The sequence below is a fragment of the Bradyrhizobium sp. AS23.2 genome (assembly GCF_001908185.1).
Taxonomy (GTDB): Bacteria; Pseudomonadota; Alphaproteobacteria; order Rhizobiales; family Xanthobacteraceae; genus Bradyrhizobium.
Genome location: NZ_LGHM01000080.1, coordinates 141,658 through 163,345 on the forward strand (window position 1 = coordinate 141,658; position 21,688 = coordinate 163,345).

At 64.1% G+C, this 21,688-nt stretch carries 19 protein-coding genes and 1 pseudogene; 10 read left to right on the forward strand and 10 right to left on the reverse strand.

Annotated features, from left to right (window positions below; genetic code table 11):
- Positions 1-238: 238 nt before the first annotated feature.
- Positions 239-1,114, forward strand: a complete 876-nt coding sequence (gene yghU / locus AC630_RS18275; protein ID WP_074119878.1) for a glutathione-dependent disulfide-bond oxidoreductase — start codon at positions 239-241, stop codon at positions 1,112-1,114.
- A 185-nt stretch (positions 1,115-1,299) separates the two neighbouring features.
- Here yghU and AC630_RS18280 read toward each other — a convergent pair whose 3' ends face one another.
- The 5 genes and pseudogenes from AC630_RS18280 to AC630_RS18295 form a co-directional block, all read right to left on the reverse strand.
- Positions 1,300-1,761 carry a GFA family protein gene (locus tag AC630_RS18280; RefSeq protein ID WP_074119903.1) on the reverse strand — a complete coding sequence of 154 codons (462 nt, stop codon included), beginning with the start codon at positions 1,759-1,761 and terminating at the stop codon, positions 1,300-1,302.
- 9 nt (positions 1,762-1,770) lie between these two features.
- Positions 1,771-2,025, reverse strand: a pseudogene (locus tag AC630_RS47050) (GNAT family N-acetyltransferase); the annotation flags it as partial.
- Between the two features lie 279 nt (positions 2,026-2,304).
- Positions 2,305-3,582 carry an acyl-CoA dehydrogenase family protein gene (locus AC630_RS18285; RefSeq protein WP_074119904.1) on the reverse strand — a complete coding sequence of 426 codons (1,278 nt, stop codon included), beginning with the start codon at positions 3,580-3,582 and terminating at the stop codon, positions 2,305-2,307.
- A 267-nt stretch (positions 3,583-3,849) separates the two neighbouring features.
- The gene (locus tag AC630_RS18290) at positions 3,850-4,230 is read right to left on the reverse strand and encodes a VOC family protein (protein WP_074119879.1); all 381 of its coding nucleotides are present in this window, start codon (positions 4,228-4,230) and stop codon (positions 3,850-3,852) included.
- A gap of 110 nt (positions 4,231-4,340) precedes the next feature.
- Positions 4,341-5,120, reverse strand: coding sequence for an SDR family NAD(P)-dependent oxidoreductase (locus tag AC630_RS18295; RefSeq protein ID WP_074119880.1), 780 nt, complete (start codon positions 5,118-5,120; stop codon positions 4,341-4,343).
- A 179-nt stretch (positions 5,121-5,299) separates the two neighbouring features.
- On the opposite strand from AC630_RS18295, the gene AC630_RS18300 reads away from it, so the two are divergent.
- The 3 genes from AC630_RS18300 to AC630_RS18310 are packed head-to-tail and all read left to right on the forward strand — an operon-like array spanning position 5,300 to position 7,451.
- Complete coding sequence (locus AC630_RS18300) at positions 5,300-6,088, forward strand: enoyl-CoA hydratase/isomerase (protein WP_074119881.1); 789 nt, start codon at positions 5,300-5,302, stop codon at positions 6,086-6,088.
- On the forward strand, positions 6,085-7,071 hold the full coding sequence (locus AC630_RS18305; RefSeq protein WP_074119882.1) for a phosphotransferase family protein: 987 nt from the start codon (positions 6,085-6,087) through the stop codon (positions 7,069-7,071). Before AC630_RS18300 ends, AC630_RS18305 begins: the two co-directional genes overlap by 4 nt.
- A gap of 2 nt (positions 7,072-7,073) precedes the next feature.
- On the forward strand, positions 7,074-7,451 hold the full coding sequence (locus AC630_RS18310) for a DUF6285 domain-containing protein (protein ID WP_074119883.1): 378 nt from the start codon (positions 7,074-7,076) through the stop codon (positions 7,449-7,451).
- Between the two features lie 265 nt (positions 7,452-7,716).
- Here the strand turns inward: AC630_RS18310 and AC630_RS18315 are convergent, their stop codons facing one another.
- Entirely contained in the window at positions 7,717-8,496 is a 780-nt protein-coding gene (locus AC630_RS18315) for an enoyl-CoA hydratase-related protein (protein ID WP_074119884.1), read from the reverse strand.
- Positions 8,497-8,718: 222 nt separating this feature from the next.
- On the opposite strand from AC630_RS18315, the gene AC630_RS18320 reads away from it, so the two are divergent.
- Positions 8,719-9,993, forward strand: a complete 1,275-nt coding sequence (locus AC630_RS18320; protein WP_074119885.1) for an acyl-CoA dehydrogenase family protein — start codon at positions 8,719-8,721, stop codon at positions 9,991-9,993.
- A 198-nt stretch (positions 9,994-10,191) separates the two neighbouring features.
- Here the strand turns inward: AC630_RS18320 and AC630_RS18325 are convergent, their stop codons facing one another.
- Together AC630_RS18325 and AC630_RS18330 are read right to left on the reverse strand one after the other, a co-directional pair.
- Complete coding sequence (locus AC630_RS18325; RefSeq protein WP_074119886.1) at positions 10,192-11,772, reverse strand: fatty acid--CoA ligase; 1,581 nt, start codon at positions 11,770-11,772, stop codon at positions 10,192-10,194.
- A 187-nt stretch (positions 11,773-11,959) separates the two neighbouring features.
- Positions 11,960-12,832, reverse strand: a complete 873-nt coding sequence (locus tag AC630_RS18330; protein WP_074119887.1) for an SDR family oxidoreductase — start codon at positions 12,830-12,832, stop codon at positions 11,960-11,962.
- A 105-nt stretch (positions 12,833-12,937) separates the two neighbouring features.
- Between AC630_RS18330 and AC630_RS18335 the strand changes: the two genes are divergently transcribed.
- From AC630_RS18335 to ppc, 5 genes are all read left to right on the forward strand, one after another.
- Positions 12,938-13,747: a crotonase/enoyl-CoA hydratase family protein gene (locus AC630_RS18335; protein WP_074119888.1), complete on the forward strand. Its 810-nt coding sequence runs from the start codon at positions 12,938-12,940 to the stop codon at positions 13,745-13,747.
- A gap of 141 nt (positions 13,748-13,888) precedes the next feature.
- The gene (locus tag AC630_RS18340; RefSeq protein ID WP_074119889.1) at positions 13,889-15,433 is read left to right on the forward strand and encodes an acyl-CoA synthetase; all 1,545 of its coding nucleotides are present in this window, start codon (positions 13,889-13,891) and stop codon (positions 15,431-15,433) included.
- Positions 15,434-15,565: 132 nt separating this feature from the next.
- Entirely contained in the window at positions 15,566-16,360 is a 795-nt protein-coding gene (locus AC630_RS18345) for an enoyl-CoA hydratase/isomerase family protein (RefSeq protein ID WP_074119890.1), read from the forward strand.
- An 88-nt stretch (positions 16,361-16,448) separates the two neighbouring features.
- Positions 16,449-16,853: a YccF domain-containing protein gene (locus AC630_RS18350; RefSeq protein WP_074119891.1), complete on the forward strand. Its 405-nt coding sequence runs from the start codon at positions 16,449-16,451 to the stop codon at positions 16,851-16,853.
- 145 nt (positions 16,854-16,998) lie between these two features.
- Entirely contained in the window at positions 16,999-19,821 is a 2,823-nt protein-coding gene (gene ppc / locus AC630_RS18355; protein WP_074119892.1) for a phosphoenolpyruvate carboxylase, read from the forward strand.
- A 64-nt stretch (positions 19,822-19,885) separates the two neighbouring features.
- On the opposite strand, the gene AC630_RS18360 is transcribed toward ppc, so the two are convergent.
- Together AC630_RS18360 and AC630_RS18365 are read right to left on the reverse strand one after the other, a co-directional pair.
- Entirely contained in the window at positions 19,886-21,049 is a 1,164-nt protein-coding gene (locus AC630_RS18360) for an SMP-30/gluconolactonase/LRE family protein (protein ID WP_074119893.1), read from the reverse strand.
- A 114-nt stretch (positions 21,050-21,163) separates the two neighbouring features.
- A partial coding sequence (locus AC630_RS18365; protein ID WP_143198132.1) for an SDR family oxidoreductase occupies positions 21,164-21,688 on the reverse strand: 525 nt, incomplete at its 5' end.

The window sequence follows — 21,688 nt, forward strand, 5'->3', positions numbered from 1 at the left end:
TTCTCGTCATTCCGGGGCGTCGCGAAGCGACGAGCCCGGAATCCATTTCTCCAAGCGTCCCTGTGGCGCGATGGATTCCGGGCTCGCCCTGCGGGCGCCCCGGAATGACGTTGGGGAGATTGCCTGCCATGACAGAAACGCGGAGCGTGTTGGCCCAGCCCTGCAACCCCCTACCCTTGCCAATCCTGCCCCGGTCGCTAGCTAACACCCCACGCGCCTTCTGCGCCGGAGCTATTTCATGACCGACACCCCCGCCTACGTGCCGCCCAAAGTCTGGACCTGGGACAAGGAAAACGGCGGTCAGTTCGCCAGCATCAACCGCCCGATGGCGGGCGCGACCCACGACAAGAAACTGCCGGTCGGCCGCCATCCGCTGCAGCTCTATTCGCTGGCGACACCGAACGGGGTGAAGGTCACGGTGATGCTGGAGGAGCTGCTGGCGTTCGGCCACAAGGGCGCCGAGTACGATGCCTGGCTGATCAAGATCGGCAATGGCGACCAGTTCGGCAGCGGTTTCGTTGAGATCAACCCGAACTCGAAAATTCCGGCGCTGATGGATCGTTCCGGCCCTGAGCCTATCCGGGTGTTCGAGTCCGGCTCGATCCTGTTCTACCTTGCCGAGAAGTTCGGTGCCTTCCTGCCGAAGGACATCAAGACCCGCACCGAAGCCATGTCCTGGTTGTTCTGGCAGATGGGCAGCGCGCCCTATCTCGGCGGCGGCTTCGGCCATTTCTACGCCTATGCGCCGACCAGGATCGAATACGCCATTGACCGCTTCGCGATGGAGACCAAGCGCCAGCTCGACGTGCTCGACCGGCGCCTTGCCGACAACGAGTATCTCGCGGGCAGTGAGTACACCATCGCTGATATCGCGGTCTGGCCCTGGTACGGCGCGCTCGCCAAGGGGCTAGTCTATGGCGCCGGCGAATTCCTCTCCGTGCAGGACTACAAGAACGTGCAGCGCTGGACCGACCAGATCGCGAAACGCCCCGCGGTGAAGCGTGGCCGCATGGTCAACCGCGTCTCAGGCGATCCCGCCAGCCAACTCCACGAACGCCACAACGCGTCTGATTTCGAGACGAAGACCCAGGACAAGGTGGCGCCGGCGTCGTAGGGCTCTCTCTTTCACCTCGCCCCGCTTGCGGGGAGAGGTCGAATTCGATCACAGATCGAATTCGGGTGAGGGGGACTCTCCGCGAGTCCGACTGCCACCGTCCCCGTGGAGACTCCCCCTCACCCCAACCCTCTCCCCGCAAGCGGGGCGAGGGAGCAGAGCGACCGTGTAGCCAGACTTGATCCTCAATCCGGCAACATCTCCCCGGACCCGCCGAGCTCCGCGGGCAGGTCGACGTATTTCGGCAAGCCATCCTTCACCGACACCATCTTGCTCGCGTAGTTCGCATGCAGCGTCGGCTGATGCGTGTATCCCTCCAGCAGATTGGCGTAGACGTCGATCAACCGCATCCGAGGGTGCTCGGTCATGACATGGCCGCCGCAGCGCTTGCAAAATTTGCGATAGGAGTGCTCGGTCTTGTTGAAGGTCCCGAGCTCTGCCTCGCCCTTGGTGATGCGGACGCTGTCCGACTTCCAGAGACTGAAGGCGTTGATCGGCGCGGCCGACCAGGCCTGGCAGTCGGCACAATGGCAATAGCCGGCGAAGACCGGCTTGCCCGTGACCTCGACCTCCACGGCCCCGCAGAAGCAGCCGGCCCGGTAGCTCGCGAGCGGCTCCCCTTGCGTGTTCTCGCCCTCCGCAAGCAGATCGTTGTAGCCGGGATTCTTGCTCATGAAGTTGCGGATGAAGTCGCACTCGACAGACAGCTTTCGTCCCTGCGCGCGTACCGCATCCAGCGTCGCGCGGCCGAGCTTTGAACCGATGCCGCGGCCGCCGAGCTCGGGCGGCACATCGGTGTGCACCAGCGTGATCGCGTCGTCGTTCTTCCGGTAGGTGACGAAGGCGACCAATCCGTCGACATCGAACTCGAACCGGCTGCGCTCCTCGTTGTCGCGAAAGGCTTCCGGCATGGTCTTGCTCCCCAACGTGTCGCCTTTATTTGCGCTTCGCACGCTCCGCCGCCGGAAACTCGTGGTCAAGTCACCCACGCGATCGGACTTTCTTCACCTCGCCCCGCTTGCGGGGAGAGGTCGCATCGCATCGAAGATGCGATGCGGGTGAGAGGGAGTCTCCGCGCGTCCAACTGTCACCGTCCTCGCGGAGACTCCCCCTCACCCTGACCCTCTCAGCGCGAGCGAAGCTCGTCGCGGCCCCGCAAGCGGGGAGAGGGGAAACGAGAGACGGGAGGCTTACGCCATGCTCAGCTCGTGGCGTCCCACCACCATCCAGTGCACCTCGTCGGGGCCGTCGGCGAAGCGGAGGTGGCGGACGTCCTGGTACATCTCGGCGAGCGGGGTCCAGTGCGAGATGCCGGTGGCGCCGTGCATCTGGATCGCCTGGTCGATGATCTTGCAGGCGCGCTCCGGCACCATGGCCTTGACCATGGAAACCCAGACGCGGGCTTCCTTGTTGCCGAGCACGTCCATGGCCTTGGCGGCCTTCAGCACCATCAGCCGCATCGCCTCGATCTCGCAGCGCGCCTGCGCGATGATCTGCATGTTGCCGCCGAGATGAGCGATCTTCTTGCCGAAAGCTTCGCGGGTGAGGCCACGCTGCACCATCAGGTCGAGCGCTTTCTCGGCCTTGCCGATGGTGCGCATGCAGTGATGGATGCGGCCGGGGCCGAGGCGGAGCTGCGAGATCTCGAAGCCGCGGCCTTCGCCGAGCAGCATGTTCTCCTTGGGCACGCGGACGTTGTTGAAGCGCATGTGCATGTGGCCGCGCGGGGCGTGGTCTTGCCCGAACACGTACATGGGGCCGAGCACCTCGACGCCGGGCGCGTCGCGCGGCACCAGGATCTGCGACTGCTGCTTGCTCGGCGCCGCATCCGGATTGGTCTTCACCATCACGATGAGGATCTTGCAGCGGGGATCGCCGAGACCCGAGATGTAGTACTTCTCGCCGTTGATCACCCATTCGTCGCCGACGAGCTTTGCCGTCGTCGAGATGTTCTTGGCGTCGGAGGAGGCGACGTTCGGCTCGGTCATGACATAGGCTGAGCGGATCTCGCCGTTGAGCAGCGGCTTCAGCCACTTCTCCTTCTGCTCCTTGGTGCCGACGCGCTCCAGCACTTCCATGTTGCCGGTGTCGGGCGCCGAGCAGTTCATGGTCTCCGACGCCAGCGGGCTCTTGCCGAGCTCGGCTGCGATATAGGCGTAGTCGAGATTGTTCAGGCCCTGGCCGGTCTCGTCATCGGGCAGGAAGAAGTTCCATAGGCCTTCCTTCTTGGCCTTGTTCTTGGCGACCTCGAGCACCTCAAGCTGCTTCGGCGTGAAGCTCCAGCGATCCTCTTTCTTTTCGCCGGCCTTGGCAAACTCGATCGACATCGGCTCGACGGTGTCGCGGATGAACTTCTTGACGTGATCGTAGAGCGGGCGGACCTGGTCCGACATCCTGAGGTCGTTGAGCTCGTCGCCGGGATTGAGGGTGTAGTTCGTGGTGCGGGGAATGTAGGTGTGCTTTGTCATTGTTCCTCCCGTTTCGCTGAGACCGTTGGGCGAGACAATAGTCGCAGCACGGCCGAAGCGCGAGCCTGCATTTTTCACGCAAGCCATGCCATGTGATGGAGTTTCGCGGGGCGTTTGAAATGTTGTTTGAATGGGGCCGCCAACCCACCGCCGTCATTCCCCGCGAAGGCGGGGAATCCAGTACGCCGCGGCCCTTCCGTGAATCACCGACACCAGTGGAATACTGGATCGCCCGATCAAGTCGGGCGATGACAGCTGTAGTTGTGGTTAGTTCGGCATTCGATGCATCGCGCAGATCTTGTTGCCGTCGAGATCACGCAAGTAAGCGAGATAGAGCTTGCCGCCCGGGCCCTGGCGCACGCCAGGCGGATCCTCGCAGGTCTTGCCGCCACTGGCGATGCCGGCCGCATGCCAGGCATCGACCTGCTCGGGCGAGCTGCAGGCAAAGCCGATGGTGCCCCCGTTCGCGTGCGTTGCCGGCTCGCCGTTGATAGGCTTCGACACCGAGAACACGCCGGTCTTGGTGATGTAGAAGATACGATGGCCATCGACCCTGGCCGGCCGCACCTCGAGCGTGCCGAGCAGGTTGTCGTAGAACGCTTTGGCCTTGTCCAAATCGTTGGTGCCAATCATCACGTGTGAAAACATGTGCCCCTCCTTGGAGTTGGTAGCCCGGATGGAGCGCAGCGAAATCCGGGTTGTTTGTTTTTGCAGTCCCGGATTGCGCTGCGCTCCATCCTGGCTACGTGCTCGAGAAATCAGAACGCCGTATAGCCGCCGTCGATCACGAAGGTGTCCGCGGTGTGATAGGATGACGCCTTGCTCATCAGATACACCGCGATGCCGCCGAAATCGCTGGCCTCGCCGAAGCGCCGCACCGGAATGCGCGGCATCACGTTCGCGACGAATTTCTCGTTGGCCATGATACCGGCGGTCATGTCGCTCTTGATCCAACCGGGCAGGATCGCATTCGCGGTGACGCCATGACGCGCCAGCTCGACGCCGAGCGCGCGCACCAGCGCGTTGATGGCGGCCTTGGTTGCCGCATAATGCTCGTTGCGCGCGGTGCCGAAGATCGAGGCGAGGCTCGAGGTCGCTACCAGCCGGCCGAACGGATCGCCGGCATTGGCGCGATCGGTCATGTGCTTTGCGGCAGCCTGGAACGCGTGGAACACGCCGTCGAGATTGGTCGCGAACATCGTGCGCCATTCCTCCTCGGTGCGCTCGATGAAGGAGCGCCGGCCGCCGCCGCCGATGCCTGCATTGGCAAAGCAGCCGTCGACCCGGCCGAACGTGTCGAGCGTGGCCTTCATTGCGGCATTGACCGAGGCCGGGTCGGTGACGTCGCAGACGCGGGTATCGACCTTGCCGGGCGAACCCGCCATGCTCGCGGCAGCACTCTTGTTCTTGTCAGCATTGCGGCCCCAGATCGAGACGTTGCAGCCCTGGCCGGTAAGCGCCTGCGCGATGCCGAGCCCGATGCCACCATTGCCGCCGGTAATCACGGCCACGCGGCCGGTCAGGTCGAAGATGTTCATGGAGCGTTTCCTGTTTTTGGCACAGAAGTGCGCCAGCCTGTGCGCGCAAGATTGTGCGATACGACGACAAGGTATGTTCGGACCACCATGGACAAGGCCGCGACAAAAATCAAATATGCGCCCCGGCAAAAGTAATTCCGGCCTGCGAAACATCGCAGGCGACAACTGACGAGGAAACCATGCAGTTCAAACACGTCACGCTCGATTTCGATGGTTCGGTCGCGATCCTCAGGCTCGACCATCAGGAGGTGATGAACGCTGTCTCCGTGGACATGCTGGGCGGTCTCTCCGACGCGCTCGACGCGATCGAGGAGAAAAAGGACGAGGTACGCTGCGTCGTGCTGACCGGCGCGGGGCGGGCGTTCTGCACCGGCGCGAATCTTCAGGGCCGCAACAACCAGTCGAAGAAGACCAGGGCCGGTGTGGCGCTCGAGACCGGGTTCCACCCGTTCCTGCGCCGCATCCGCAATCTGCATTGCCCGATCGTCACCGCGGTCAACGGTCCGGCTGCCGGCGCCGGCATGAGCATCGCGCTGCTCGGCGACATGATCCTGTGCGCGCGCTCGTCCTATTTCCTGCAGGCCTTCCGCCGCATCGGTCTCGTGCCCGATTGCGGCTCGACCTGGCTGCTGCCGCGCCTGATCGGCAAGGCGCGTTCGGTCGAATTGTCGCTGATGGGCGAGCGCCTGCCGGCCGAGAAGGCGCTGGAATGGGGCCTCGTCAACCGCGTCTATGACGACGGCGTGCTGATGGAGGAAGCGATGAAGCTCGCGCGCGAGCTTGCAAGCGGCCCGACGGTCGCGCTGTCGTTGATCCGCAAGCTCTACTGGGACAGCCCGGAAAATTCCTTCGAGGAGCAGCTCAATCTCGAGTTCCAGTGCCAGATCCGCGCCGGCGACACGCAGGACTTCCGTGAAGGCGTCGGCGCGTTCCTGGAGAAGCGCCCGGCGCAGTTCAAAGGCAAATGATCGAGGCGGAGCTTTCACGCAGCGTTGCGCGCTGGTGCGAGGGGGCGACCGGCGTGACCGGGGCGGCAAAGCTGTCCGGCGGCGCCAGTCAGGAGACCTGGCGCTTCGACATCGTTCATCCCGATGGACCAATCGGCGCGATCCTGCGCCGCTCGCCGAAAGGCTATGGCGCAGCCCCGACACGCGCGGCGGGTCTCGCCGCTGAAGCACAGTTGATGCAGCTTGCCTTTGAGGCCGGCGTGCCGTCGCCGCGCGTGATGCATGTGTTGACGGCTGACGAGGATCTCGGCACCGGCTTCATCATGCAGCGGGTCGAGGGCGAGACCATCGCCCGCAAGATCCTGCGGGATGACGAGTTCGCGGCGGCGCGGCCGCATCTCGCGCGGCAGATCGGCGGCGTGCTTGCCGGCCTGCACAGGCTGCCGCTGGACAAGCTGCCCGAGTTGCGCCGCATGACCGCGGCCAGGGAGATCGGCGAGTTCGAGCGCGACTATCGCAGCCTGAACTGGCCAAAGCCCGTGTTCGAGCTGGCGCTGCGCTGGCTGCGCGATCACGATCCCGGTCCGTCGGCCGAGGAGACGCTGGTGCATGGCGATTTCCGCAACGGCAATCTCATCATCGGCGCCGACGGCGTCCGCGCCGTGCTCGACTGGGAGCTCGCCCATCTCGGCGATCCCATGGAGGACCTCGGCTGGGTCTGCGTCAACTCCTGGCGCTTCGGCGAAATCGACAAGCCCGTCGGCGGTTTCGGCACGCGTGAGGAGCTGTTCGCGGGCTACGAGGCGGCCGGCCGCAAGGTCGATCCGGCGCGCGTCAAATTCTGGGAAGTGATGGGCACGCTGCGCTGGGGGATCATGTGCGGCGGCATGATGCAGCGGTTTCGCGAGGGGCCGGATCATTCGATGGAGCGCGCGATGATCGGCCGCCGCGCCTCCGAGACCGAGATCGATCTCTTGCGGCTGCTGGCACCGCGCGGGAGTTGACCATGCAGGACGAACCGACACCGATCGAGCTGACCAAGGCGGTCGCCGATTTCCTCCGCAACGACATCACGCCGCTGATCTCCGGCCACCAGGCCTTCAAGCTGCGCGTGGCCGTCAATATCCTCGACCTCGTCACGCGGCAGCTGACGCAGGAGGAGGGGAGCGATGCGAAGGAGGTCGAGCGCCTGCGTGCGCTGCTCGGCATGGACGGCTCGGTCAACGATCTCAACCGCGCGCTCGCCGAGCGCATCGCGAAAGGCGAGGTCGACCTCGCAACGCCGGGCCTCGCCGAGCATCTCTGGCAGACCACGATGGACAAGCTCGCCGTCGATCAGCCGAACTACGCCTCGTACAAGCGGGAGCTGTCGCGCGGCGGGTAGGGCGGCACGCCGTATCCGCCGTCATTGCGAGGAGCGAAGCGACGAAGCAATCCAGAGTGTCTCTCCGGAGACAGTCTGGATTGCTTCGCTGCGCTCGCAATGACGGTGTTGAGGCAGTCGCGCACCTCTCTCCAATCGTCATTCCGGGGCGTCGCGCAGCGACGAGCCCGGAATCCATTTATCTACGTGCTCCGCCGCCTGATGGATTCCGGGCCCGCGCCTGTCGGCGCGTCCCGGAATCCATCAGGCGGCGGAGCGAAACGCTCTACTTCCCCAGCCACTTCGGCGGGCGCTTCTCCGAAAACGCCTTCGGGCCCTCGATATAGTCCTGCGAGGCCACCATCGCCCTCACCGCCGGATACTCACGCTGCTCCTCGATCGCTTGCTCCAGCGAGACGGCCAGTCCCTTCTGGATCGTCTGCTTCGAGGCCCGGATCGACATCGGTGAGTTCTTGGTGATCATCTCCGCCCAGCGTAGCGCGCCTGACAGCGCCTCGCACTGCGGCACCACCTCGTTGACGAAGCCGAGCTCATGTCCTTCCTTGGCGCTGACATGGCGCGCGGTGAGGATCATGCCCATGGCGCGCTTGAGGCCGATCTGGCGCGGCAGCCGGTGCAGGCCGCCGGCGAGAGCGGCAAGGCCGACGCGCGGCTCGGGCAGGGCGAAGGTCGCGTTCTCCGACGCAATGATCAGGTCGCAGGCCAGCGCGATCTCGAAGCCGCCGCCCATGGCGACGCCGTTGACCGCGGCGATGATCGGCTTGTCGCAGTCGAAGCGCGAGGTGAGGCCGGCGAAGCCGCCCTTGTCCCAGCCGCGCTTGCCGCCCGCCGCCTGCCACTTCAGATCGTTGCCGGCGCAGAACGCCTTGTCGCCCGCGCCGGTGACGATCGCGACCCATTGTTCGGGATCGGCGGAAAAGTCGTCAAACACCTTGTTGAGCTCGAAATGCGCGTCGGTATGAAGCGCGTTGTAAACCTCGGGCCGCGACAGCGTGACGATCGTGATCTGCCCCTTGCGTTCCACCTTTGAGAATTTCAGCTCCATCGCTCGCTCCGCATTGTCTCGTGAGGAAATATCGGCGTCATACTACCGCGCGTCGGCGCTGCAACACCATCGAATCGCGCAACGCGCCTTGCGCCTCTCGCACGTCTCGCTTTGCTTGACTTCGGCTGCTTGACTTGCGCGCGGTCTTCTCACCTTAATCGCGCGAAGCAACAACGCGCGCAGCGCCTTAACGCAAAACGAAAATCAACCCGGGAGAGAACCGTGGATTTCTCATTGCCTGCCGATCTCGTCGCCTATCTCGGAGAGCTCGACCGTTTCATCGAACGCGAGATCAAGCCGCTGGAACAGGCCGACGACAACATCCGGTTCTTCGACCATCGCCGCGAATGGGCGCGCACCGATTTCGAGAATGGCGGCCTGCCGCGCCATGAATGGGAAACGCTGCTGCGCAAGGCGAAGGATCTCGCGGATGCCGCCGGCCATCTGCGCTTTCCAGTGCCAAAGCAATATGGTGGCAAGGACGGCTCCAATCTCTGGATGGCGGTGATCCGCGAGCATTTTGCCGCCAAGGGGCTCGGGCTGCACAACGACCTGCAGAACGAGCACTCCATCGTTGGCAATTTCCCGGTCGTCACCATGCTCGACCGCTACGGCCGCGACGACCAGAAGGCCATGATCGACGGCTCTATCAAGGGCAAATACCGCATCACGTTTGGCCTCACCGAGCCGCATCATGGTTCGGACGCCACCCACATGGAGACACGCGCGGTGCCCGCGACCCGTGACAACGTCAAGGGCTGGATCATCAACGGCGAGAAGATGTGGACGACGGGCATGCACGTCGCCACGCATTGCGCCCTGTTCGCGCGCACGTCAGGCAATGACGGCGATGCTCGCGGCATCACCTGCTTCCTGGTGCCGGCGAAGAGCCACGGCGTGAAGGTCGAGGAATACATGTGGACCTTCAACATGCCGACCGACCATCCGCGCGTCAGCTTCACCGACGTGTTCGTGCCGGAGGACGCCCAGTTCGGCGAGGTCGGCCGCGGCCTGTCGCTGGCGCAATGCTTCGTGCACCAGAACCGCATCCGCCAGGCCGCGAGCTCGCTGGGCGCCGCCGTCTATTGCATCAACGAAAGCGTGAAGTACGCGCGCGAGCGCAAGCCGTTCGGCAAGGCGCTCGCCGAGAATCAGGCGATCCAGTTCCCGCTGGTCGAGCTCGCCACGCAAGCCGAGATGCTGCGCCTTTTGATCCGCAAGACCGCCTGGGAGATGGACCAGCTCAACGAGGAGCAGATCGAGCGCACGCTCTCCGACCGCGTCTCCATGTGCAATTACTGGGCAAACCGCCTTTGCTGCGAATCCGCCGACCGCGCGATGCAGGTCCATGGCGGCATGGGCTACTCACGCCACAAGCCGTTCGAGCACATCTACCGCCACCACCGCCGCTACCGCATCACCGAGGGCAGCGAAGAGATCCAGATGCGCAAGGTGGCCGGGTTCCTGTTCGGCTATATGGGGCCGGGGAAGCACTGATGCGCTATTGCGCGTTATCTCTCCCCAACGTCGTCCCCGCCTAGTGCGCAATTGCGCACGGGAGCGGGGACCCATGACCCCAGGGAGTAGTTTGAGGCAGGCTGGTACTTGCCAGCCTTCGCCAAACCCAATCCTGTCGTTATGGGCCCCGGGCTCGCGCTGCGCGCGCCCCGGGACGACGATGTGGATAGAGCGGAGCTAATTCACCCGCCGATCCTTGCCCGCCCAATACGGTTCGCGCAACTGTCGCCGCAGGATCTTGCCTGAGGGATTGCGCGGCAGCGCGGGGATGAACTCCACGCTCTTCGGCGTCTTGAAGCCGGCGATACGTTCGCGGGTGAAGTTGATGATGTCGGTGGCGGTCGCCTCCTTGCCGGGTTTCATCACCACGACCGCCTTCACCGCTTCGCCCCATTTCTCATCGGGCACGCCGATGACGGCAGCCTCCGCGATGTCAGGATGATCGCACAGCGCGCTCTCGACTTCGGCGGGATAGATGTTCTCGCCACCGGAGATGATCATGTCCTTGATGCGGTCGTGGATGTAGAGGTAACCGTCCTCGTCCATATAGCCGGCGTCACCGGTGCGCAGCCAGCCGTCGCTGCGCAGCGTCGAGGCGGTGGCCTCCGGCAAATTCCAGTAGCCGGCCATGTTGGAGCCCGAGCGCGTCGCGATCTCGCCGACCTGACGCGGGGGCAACGGCTTGCCGTCGACGTCGAGGATTGCGATCTCCACGCCCGGCAGCGCCTTGCCGGCCGAGCGCATCCGCTCCAGCCCTTCGATATGGCCTTCAGGCGGCAGCGCCACGATGGTGCCGGTCGTCTCGGTCATGCCGTACATCTGCACGAAGCCGCATTTGAAGACCTCGATACATTCCTTCAGCAGCGCCGCCGGAATCGGGGAGGCGCCGTAAAGCATGTATTTCAACCGCGAGAAATCGACCGTCTTGGCGCGCGGCTGCCGCACCACGAACTGCATCGCTGCCGGTACCATGAACAGTTTCGTGATGCCGGACTGCTCGAAGAAGTCGAGCACCTTGGTCGGATCGAACTCGCGCGCGATGACGCCGCGGGCGCCGTGATAGAGCCCCATCACGCCCCAACCGGAGCCGCCGATATGGAAGATCGGCATCGCCACCAGCGACACATCGTCGGTCGACCACCGGTTCCATTCCGGCTTGTCCTCGGCATTGCCGGTCTGCACGAGGTTCAGGAAGTTCGCATGCGACAGCATTGCGCCCTTTGGCTTGCCTGTCGTGCCTGACGTATAGAGCTGGATCGCGATGTCCTTGGTGTCGATCGGCACCTTCGGATCATCGCCGCTCTGCGCATCGCGCCAGGCCGTAAAATCCTGCCATTCCGGCGCGCCGCCCTCGGTGGTGACGATAGTTTGCACACCCGGAAGCTGGTCCTTGATCTGGCGAACCTGCGTGATGAACTCCGGTCCCACGAACAGAACCGGCGCCTTGCAATCGGCGACGATGAAGGCGACCTCGGGCCCGGCGAGTCGCCAGTTCACCGGCGCCATCACGACGCCGACCTTCATCGCGCCCATGAGCAGTTCGAAATAGAGGTCGCTGTTCTTGCCGAGATAGGCGATGCGATCGCCCTTCTTCACGCCCATCGCGAGGAGCGCGTTCGCGACCTTGTTGGTCCTAGCGTCGAACTCGGCAAAGCTGGTGACGCGCCCCTCGAACTCGTAGGCGGTGGCGTCGCCGCGGCTCTTCGCCCGTTCGCGCACCATGTCGGCGAGATTCGCCAATGGCTGTGTGGTGGACATGTTTCTCCCGTGGCGTTTTGTTTTTATGCCGCGGAGTGTGGCGTCATCCGCGGGCAAAGACAATACGGCAGAGGGAGGAGTGCGGTCTTGTGTCTTGAGCGTGCTGCAGCGCCACAGGCGCTCACGCACGTCTTCAGCGCGCCACGCCGCAAGGGCTGCGCGCTGAGCTGCGTCCGGGGGCGCGAGATCAGCCCCGCGCCGCCCGGTCCTTCTCGTTCTGCGCCATGATGCTCTCGCGCGCGGTTTTCCAGTCGGCGTCGCTCCAGTCCCGGAGCTGGTAGAAGTTGCCGCCCATGGCGAGCGCCTGGGCGCCGTCCATGGCGATGGTCTCACCGGTGATCCAGTCGCAGCCGCCGGAGATCAGGAACACGGCGAGGTTCTGCAATTCCTCCATGGTGCCGACGCGGCCCATCGGGTTCATCGCCTTGGTGCGCGCGCCGGCCTCATCACCGGGCTTGATGCGCTTGCTCATGCCTTCGGTCGGGATCTCGCCCGGCGCGATCGTGTTGAGGCGGATGCCGTACTTGCCCCATTCGGTGGCAAGCGACATCGTCATGGCGTGGATCGCCGACTTGCTCATCGCCGACGGCACCACGTAGGGCGAGCCGTTGCGCACCCAGGTCACGGTGATCGAGACGACGTTGCCAGGCTGGCGCGCGGCGATCCAGCGCTTACCGACCGCATGCGTCACATAGAACGTGCCGTGCATGACGATGTTGGCGACGGCATCGAAGCCGCGCGGCGAGAGCTCTTCGGTGCGCGAGATGAAATTGCCGGCGGCGTTGTTGATGAGATCGGTAAGGGGCGCGTCGCGGAAGATGTTCTCGACCATCTCCTCGACCGCGAGCGAGTTGCGGATGTCGACGCCGTGGCTGGTAACGCGGCCGCCATACTGATCCATCAGCTCGGTCGCGGTCTCGTCGCACACGATCTTGCGCCGACCGCAGATGTGCACTTCGGCGCCGAGTTGAAGGAAGCGCGCCGCCATCGACTTGCCTAGCCCGGTTCCGCCGCCGGTGACGAGAATGCGCCGTCCGGCCAGAAGATTTTCCTTGAACATGGCTGTTTCCTCCGTACGGATTGTCAGTTAATTGGTCGATTGACTAAATCCGGCCGCCGGCTTCCTGTAAAGCGGCACTGAACAAGAACACGGGAGAATTCGTCCATGGAAGAGCGCGTCTCGATCTCGATCTCCCAAGGCGTCGCCGACGTGCGCCTGGTGCGCGCCGACAAGATGAACGCGCTGGATCAGGCCATGTTCGAGGCCCTCGTGGCCGCAACGGACCGGCTTTCGAAGGAGAGAGGCGTGCGCGTCGTCGTCTTGTCCGGCGAGGGCCGCGCCTTCTGTGCCGGTCTCGACATGGGCCGGTTTGCCGCCATGAAAGAGAAGGGCGGCAACGGAATTCCGGGTGGCGAAAATCGTGATCTCACGGTACGCACGCACGGCAAGGCGAACTTCCCGCAGCAGGCTGTCTGGGGTTGGCGCCAGCTTCCGGTTCCGGTGATCGCGGCCGTGCACGGCGTTGCCTTCGGCGGCGGCTTCCAGCTCTCGCTTGGTGCCGACATGCGCTTCCTCTCACCCGATGCGCGCATGTCGGTGATGGAAATCAAATGGGGTCTCGTGCCTGACATGGCAGGCACGCCGATCCTGGCTTCGCTCGTGCGCGACGACATCCTGCGCGATCTCACCTATACGGGCCGTATCTTCTCCGCGCAGGAGGCGATGACCTACGGCCTCGCCACGCGGATCTGCGACGACCCGCGCGCAGCAGCCCTCGAAGTCGCGCGCGAGATCGCCGGTAAGAGCCCCGATGCGATCCGCGCCGCAAAACGCCTGCTCAACAATCTCTCGGTCGATCCGGGCGCCGCGCTGCTCGCCGAATCCGTCGAGCAGCAGAAGCTGATCGGCAGCGCGAACCAGACCGAAGCGGTGCGCTCCAATCTGGAGAAGCGCGCGCCGAAGTATGCGGATTGATCATCTCTCCGTCATGGCCGGGCTCGTCCCGGCCATCCACGTTCTTGCCCGAGGCGACGAAGAAAGAACGTGGATCACCGGGACAAGCCCGGTGATGACGATTAACTGGCACCGTCGCTAAGCAACAAAGAAAAACAACAAATGAGCGAAACGTCCCAATTCCTCGGTATCGTCTCCGGCGACCGCCGCCGTACCCACGCCGAGGTCGCCAGCCGCGCCGATCGCATCGCCTCCGGCCTTGCCAAAATCGGCGTCAAGCAAGGCGATTGCGTCTGCATGCTGATGCGCAACGACATCGCCTTCCTGGAGGCTGCCTACGCCGCGATGCGGCTGGGCGCCTATGGTGTGCCGATCAACTGGCACTTCAAGCCGGAGGAGATCAACTACATCCTGAATGACACCGGCACGTCCGTGCTGATCGGACATGCCGACATGCTGCACGCCTTGCGCGATGCGATCCCGAAAGGTGTCACCGTGCTCAGCGTGCCGACGCCGCCTGAGATCCTGTCCAACTACAAGATCGATTCCGATCACTTGAAGACGCCGGACTTTGCGATCGATTTCGAGACATGGCTCGCACAATTCCAGCCCTATCGCGGCCCGGTCGTGCCGCAACCCATGAACATGATCTACACATCAGGCACGACCGGCCATCCCAAGGGCGTGCGCCGCAATGCGCCGACGCCGGATCAGCAGGCGGCCGGCGAGCGCATGCGCGCGATGATCTACGGGCTGAAGCCCGGGGCCCGTGCGCTACTGCCGGGGCCGCTCTATCATTCCGCGCCGAACTCGTTCGGTATCCGCGCGGGAAAACTAGGCGGCGCGCTAGTGCTGATGCCACGCTTCGAAGCCGAAGAATTTCTCGAATTGATCGAGCGCTACAGGATCGACACCATCTTCATGGTGCCGACCATGTTCATCCGCCTGATGAAGCTGCCGGAGGCGGTCCGCAAGAAGTACGACGTGTCCTCGCTGCGCCACATCATCCATGCCGCGGCGCCCTGTCCGGCGGACGTCAAGCGCGCCATGATCGAGTGGTGGGGACCGGTCATCTACGAATTCTACGGCTCGACCGAATCCAGCGCCGTCACGTTTGCGACCTCGGAGGACGCGCTGAAGAAGCCTGGTACCGTCGGCAAGATCTCGCCTGGCGCCGAACTGCGCTTCATCGGCGATGACGGCCGCGTGCTGGGCGTGGGCGAGATCGGCGAGATCTACTCCCGCATGGCCGAGATGGCGGATTTCACTTATCACAACAAGCCGGAGAAGCGCGCCGAGATCGACCGCGACGGCTTCATCACCTCCGGCGACGTCGGCTACATCGACGAGGACGGCTACGTCTTCATCTGCGACCGCAAGCGCGACATGGTGATCTCGGGCGGCGTCAACATCTATCCGGCCGAGATCGAATCCGTGCTGCATGCCGTGCCCGGCGTGCATGATTGCGCGGTGTTCGGCATCCCGGATGCCGAGTTCGGCGAGGCGCTGATGGCGGTGGTCGAGCCGCAGGCCGGCATCACGCTCGATGCCGCCGAGGTCCGCGCGCGGCTGAAGACCTCGCTCGCGGATTACAAGGTGCCCAAGCACATCGAGATCCGCGCCGGGCTGCCGCGCGAAGACTCCGGCAAGATCTTCAAGCGCCGCCTGCGCGATCCCTATTGGGAGCAGGCCGGGCGGAAGATCTGACAGTTTGAGGAGAACCCGTAGGGTGGGCAAAGCGAAGCGTGCCCACCAAGACGGTCGCAGGTATTGATGGTGGGCACGGCGCAAAGGCGCCTTTGCCCACCCTACGAGAACAAGGATAGGGAAGTATTCGTCATGAGCGATGCTGCGAAAGAAGTCCTCTATGAGGTCGCCGACCACATCGCCACCATCACGCTGAATGCGCCGGAGCGCATGAACACGATTTCCGGCCCGATGCTGAACGATCTGGCGCGGCTGCTCACGGAAGCCAATGAGGACAAAGACGTTCGCGTCGTGATCCTCACCGGCAAGGGGCGGGCGTTCTGCGCCGGCCTCGACCTGCGCAAGGAGCGCGACGGGAACGGCCTGAGTGCCGCGTCCTCGCCGACCACGATCAACCTCCGCAACACGCCGCCGACGGTCTTGCAGGCGATGGACAAGCCGACCATTTGCGCCGTCAACGGCGGCGCGGCTGGTTACGGCATGGACACCGCGCTCGGCTGCGACATCCGCATCATGGCGGAGTCATCAAAACTTGCGGCCGCCTTCGTCAAGCGCGGCGTGGTGCCGGAGTCCGGCGGCACCTGGCTGTTGCCGCGCATGCTCGGCTGGGCCAAGGCCTCCGAGCTGATTTTCACCGGCCGCACGCTCAGCGCCCGCGAATGCCTCGAATGGGGGCTCGCCAACGAGGTCGTCCCGGACGGCGATCTGATGGGCCGTGCCCGCGCCATCGCCCTTGAAATCGCCGCCAACGCGCCGCTGGCAGTCCAGGCCTCCAAGCGCATGATGCGGATGGGCCTCAACGAAAACTTCTCCGACCACGTCCACCACGTCTATCTCCAGCTCCTGCCACTGTTCAAAACCCAGGACATGGCCGAGGGCATGAAGGCGTTCATGGAAAAGCGCGAGCCGAAATTCGACGGGCGGTAGCCGAACCGGGGCTGTGCGTCTCGGAGCTGTCTTCGCAGCGACAGCTTTCGAGCTTATACAGGCGGGATCATTGATCGCGGATGATCCCATGGCTCCCGTTTCCATTCTGCTCAACCTGCTCTGGATTTTCATCGGCGGCGCCTGGATGGCGTTTGGCTGGCTGGTCGCTGCGATCATCATGGCCATCACCATCATCGGCCTGCCCTGGGCAAGGGCTGCGTTCAACATCGCCGTCTACACGCTGCTGCCGTTCGGCTCGAAGGCGGTGCGGCGTGACGAGGTCACCGGTGCGAGCGATATCGGCACCGGCCCGCTTGGGGTACTCGGCAATATCATCTGGTTCGTACTCGCCGGCTGGTGGCTGGCGCTCGGCCACGTCCTGACCGCGCTGGTTCTCGCGATCACGATCATCGGCATCCCCTTTGCCTGGGCCCATCTGAAGCTCGCGGGCATCGCGCTTTGGCCGATCGGAAAGGTGATCGTGCCGGCCTAGCGCCGAAAAGAAGCGATAAATCCTGGCGTTGGCGCCATCTTCGCCCTCACTGTGCGCCGCCCCCAACTTCATCTTGCGCTGCGGCAAAAAACTTGCACACTCGGCGGGCCGGAGAGCCAAGGGAGCTCTAGAAGGGGAGCGAGCCATGTCCCTCCAGACCGTACCGACCGACGCCGTTGAGCCGCGCCCCAACCGCCCTGAAGACGTTCAGGCGCTGGAGGCGGACGCGCGGCTGCGGGACGATATCCGCCTGCTGGGGCGTATCCTGGGCGACACGGTGCGTGACCAGGAAGGCGCCGATGTGTTCGACCTGGTCGAGCGCATCCGGCAGACCTCGATCCGGTTCCACCGCGACGAGGACCGGATTGCCCGCCGCGAGCTTGAACAGATCCTCGACAGCATGTCGACCTCCGAGACCGTCCGGATCATCCGCGCCTTCAGCTATTTCTCCCACCTCGCCAACATCGCCGAGGACCAGAACAACATCCGCCAGATGCGCGCCCGCAGCGCCGCCAACGACGCTGGCAAGGACGCCGGGGCGCGCGGCGGCTCCGGCGTGCTGGCGGAAACGCTCGCCCACGCCAGGGACGCCGGAATCAGCTCCGATGCCCTGCGCAGCTTCTTCAAGACCGCGCTTGTCAGCCCGGTCCTGACCGCGCACCCGACCGAGGTGCGCCGCAAGAGCACCATGGACCGCGAGATGGAGGTCGCAGCTTTGCTCGATCGCCGCGAACGCGTCGCGTTGACCGCGGACGAGGCGGCAGCCAGCGACGAGCAGCTTCGCCGCGAGGTGCTGACGTTGTGGCAGACCAATCTCTTGCGCCGGACCAAGCTCACCGTGCTCGACGAAGTCGCCAACGGCCTGTCGTTCTATGACTACACGTTCCTGCGCGAGGTGCCGCGGCTGGTCAACGTGCTGGAGGACCGGCTGGAGGAGGGCGGCGAGCAGGCCGCCGGCGAACTCGCCTCGTTCCTGCGCATGGGAAGCTGGATCGGTGGCGACCGCGACGGCAATCCCTTCGTCACCGCCGACGTGATGCGCGGCACGCTGCGGCTGCAGTCGAGCCGGGTGATGCAGTTCTACCTCGAAGAGCTGCACGTGCTCGGCTCGGAACTGTCGATCGCGGCCCATCTCGCCGACGTCTCCGAGGAGCTGCGTAACCTGGCTGAGCGCTCGCCGGATACCTCGCCGCACCGGAGCGGCGAACCTTACCGCCTCGCGGTCTCCGGCATCTATGCGCGCCTGACGGCGACGGCCGAAAAGCTCGAGGTCGAGATCACGCGCCGACCCGTCGGCAAGGGCAGGCCTTACGAGAGCGTCAGGGAGCTGCAGGCCGACCTCGACGTGCTGTACCGCTCGCTGATCTCCAACAACGCCCGCGTCATCGCCCGCGGCCGGCTGCGGCAGCTCCGCCGCGCGGTGGACTGTTTCGGCTTCCACCTGGCGCGGCTCGACATCCGCCAGAATTCGGCCGTGCATGAGCGGACCATCGCCGAGTTGATGGATGCCGCCAATCCGGGCATGTCTTATCTCGCGCTTGGCGAGGAGGCGCGCATCTCGCTGCTCACCAACGAGTTGCGCAGCCCGCGCGCGCTGGTCTCCCCGTTCGTCAAATACAGCGACGAGACGATGGGCGAGCTCAACGTCTTCCATGCCGCCGCGGAGGCGCATGCGAGGTTCGGCCCGGATGCCATTCCCCAATGCATCATCTCGATGTGCAAGGGCATGTCCGACATGCTCGAGGTCGCGGTGCTGTTGAAGGAGGTCGGCCTCGTCCATCCCTCCGGGCGCAGCGCCATCAACATCGTGCCGCTGTTCGAGACCATCGAGGATCTGCAGGCATCTTCCGGCATCATGGACCGCATGCTGTCGCTGCACGATTATCGCCGCCTCGTCGACAGCCGCGGCAGCGTGCAGGAAGTCATGCTCGGCTATTCCGACAGCAACAAGGATGGCGGCTTCGTCACCTCCGGCTGGGAGCTCTACAAGGCCGAGATCGGACTCGTCGAAGTGTTCGAACGTCACGGCGTGCGGCTGCGCCTGTTCCACGGCCGCGGCGGCTCGGTCGGCCGCGGCGGCGGTCCGAGCTATGACGCCATCATTGCGCAGCCCGGTGGCGCCGTGAACGGCCAGATCCGCATCACCGAGCAGGGCGAGATCATCTCGTCGAAATATTCCAACGCCGAAGTCGGCCGCAACAATCTCGAGATCCTTGCGGCCGCGACGCTGGAGGCGAGCCTGTTGCATCCGCGCCAGAGCGCGCCGCGCCGCGAATATCTGACCGCGATGGATGAGTTGTCGAACCTCGCCTTCAAGGCCTATCGCGGCCTCGTCTACGAGACCGACGGCTTCGTCGATTACTTCTGGGCCTCGACGGTCATCAACGAGATCGCGACGCTGAATATCGGCAGCCGTCCGGCCTCGCGCAAGAAGACCCGCGCGATCGAGGACCTTCGCGCGATTCCCTGGGTGTTCTCCTGGGCGCAATGCCGCCTGATGTTGCCGGGCTGGTACGGCTTCGGCAGCGCGGTGGAGCAATGGATCGCCGCGCATCCCGACAAGGGCATGCCGTTCCTGAAAGAGCTTTACAGGGATTGGCCGTTCTTCCGCATGCTGCTCTCGAACATGGACATGGTGCTCGCCAAAAGCTCGATCGCGATCGCCTCACGCTATGCCGAGCTCGTGCCGGACGAAGCCCTGCGCGAAAAAATCTTCGGCCGTATCCGCCGCGAATGGCATTCCTGTATCGAGACGCTGCTGGACATCATGGGCCAGGACCGGCTGCTCCAAGGCAACCCGCTGCTGGAGCGTTCGGTCCGCCACCGCTTCCCGTATCTGGATCCGCTCAACCACGTTCAGGTCGAGCTGCTCAAAGAGCACCGCGCGCAGAACCCGGACGAGCAGGTGCTGCGCGGGATTCAGCTTACGATCAATGGCATCTCGGCGGGACTGAGGAATACGGGTTGAGGGGGCGAGTAGCGAACAGAAGGGCGTGCCGCCAACTATTCGCTACTCCCCACTCGCTATTCGCTCATGGCTTCATTGCGCCCTGTACACTCGTGTAGACGGCGTAGAGCGAACTCGAGCCGCAGATGTACAGTCGATTTCGCTGCTGACCGCCGAAGCAGAGGTTGGCGACGGTTTCCGGAATGTGGATCTTGCCGAGTAGTTCACCCTCCGGACTGTAGCAACGCACGCCGTCTTCATTCGGATCGCCCCAACCGACGGAGCACCAAACACGCCCGGCGGTGTCAGTTCGCAATCCGTCGGTAATGCTGGGCTTTGGCATTTCGGCAAACACCTTGCCGTTCGATATCTTTCCGGCCGCGACATCGAGGTCGAACACGCGGATATGCGACGGGTTCTCCGGTCCGTCCGTAAAGCCGGTGTCGATGACGTAGAGCTTCTTTTCGTCAGGCGAAAGCGCAATGCCGTTTGGCTCTACGAAGTCGTCGACGACAACCTTGATGTCCCCGGATTTTGGATCGACCCGGTATACGTTGTGCTTTTCCTGCTCTTGATCGGCCTTGATGCCCTCATAAAAGCCGCCGATCCCGTAGGCCGGATCGGTGAACCAGATCGCGCCGTCGGACGTGACAACCGCATCGTTCGGCGAGTTCAGTCTTTTGCCATTGAACTTGTCGGCAATGATGGTGACCGAGCCGTCGAGCTCGGTGCGGGTGACGCGTCGGCCGGAATGTTCGCAAGTGATCAGGCGTCCTTCGCGATCGATGGTGTTGCCGTTCGAGTTCATCGATGGCTGACGGTATACGCTCAGGTGACCGTCATCTTCCGAGAAGCGCATGATGCGGTTGTTGGGAATGTCGCTGAACAGCACGTAGCGGCCGGCCGCGAAGTAGACAGGACCCTCGGCCCAGCGCATGCCGGTTGCGACGCGCTCAACTGCCATGGTGCCCGCGAAGGCGGGGAAACCGGGGGGGCCGAACGTTGGCGGTCCTCCCTTCTTGGCGGATTCCAGGTGGGAGTCCGGGTAGCGGCTACCGGGAAGTGGTCCCAAGGGTAATGGCGCCGTCGACCTCGTCGGAGTGCCGGTCTGGCCGAATGGCGCGACGGAGGCCGCCAGGGCTGCGTTCATGGTGACGCCTGTCGCGGCTACTGCAGCCGCTGCACCCTTCAGAAGGGTGCGGCGCCCGAGGCAAGGCGTATCGGTAGAAATGGTCAGTGATTTTGTCATAGTCGCCTCCCATTTTTTGTTGGAAGGAAACTATTCGCCCGCAATCGGGCGTAATGCGGGCGATCTCTGGCCGAGCAACCAGAGATCGCAGCGCAACATTAGCCGGGAAGCCGCTTAGACAGGATCCCAGGGGAAGATGTCGGCCGAGCGGTCGAGCTTGTAGAACGAGCCCTTCAGTGCCGGCATGCCGTGTTCCGCGATCGACTGCGGCGTCCAGCCTTCGCTTCGATGCACGGAGCGCAGCGGACGATTTTGGCTGAACAGGAACAGCTCATTCATGCGCGCGCCGAAGATCTGTCCGCTGACGTCCTTGGCAGCATCGGAGAGCAGATAGGCGCAGATCGGCGCGATCTTTTCCGGTCCCATCTGCTTGATCTTCTCGACACGCGCCTTTTCGGCTTCGGTCTCGGTCGGGATGGTGCCGATCATGCGGGTCCAGGCGAACGGCGAGACGCAATTGGAGCGGACGTTGAAGCGGCCCATGTCGAGCGCGATCGACTTCGACAGGCCGACGATGCCGAGCTTGGCGGCAGCGTAGTTGGCCTGGCCGAAATTGCCGATCAGGCCCGAGGTCGAGGTGAAGTGCACGAAGGAGCCGCTCTCCTGCTCGCGGAAGATCCGCGCCGCGGCGTGCGAGAC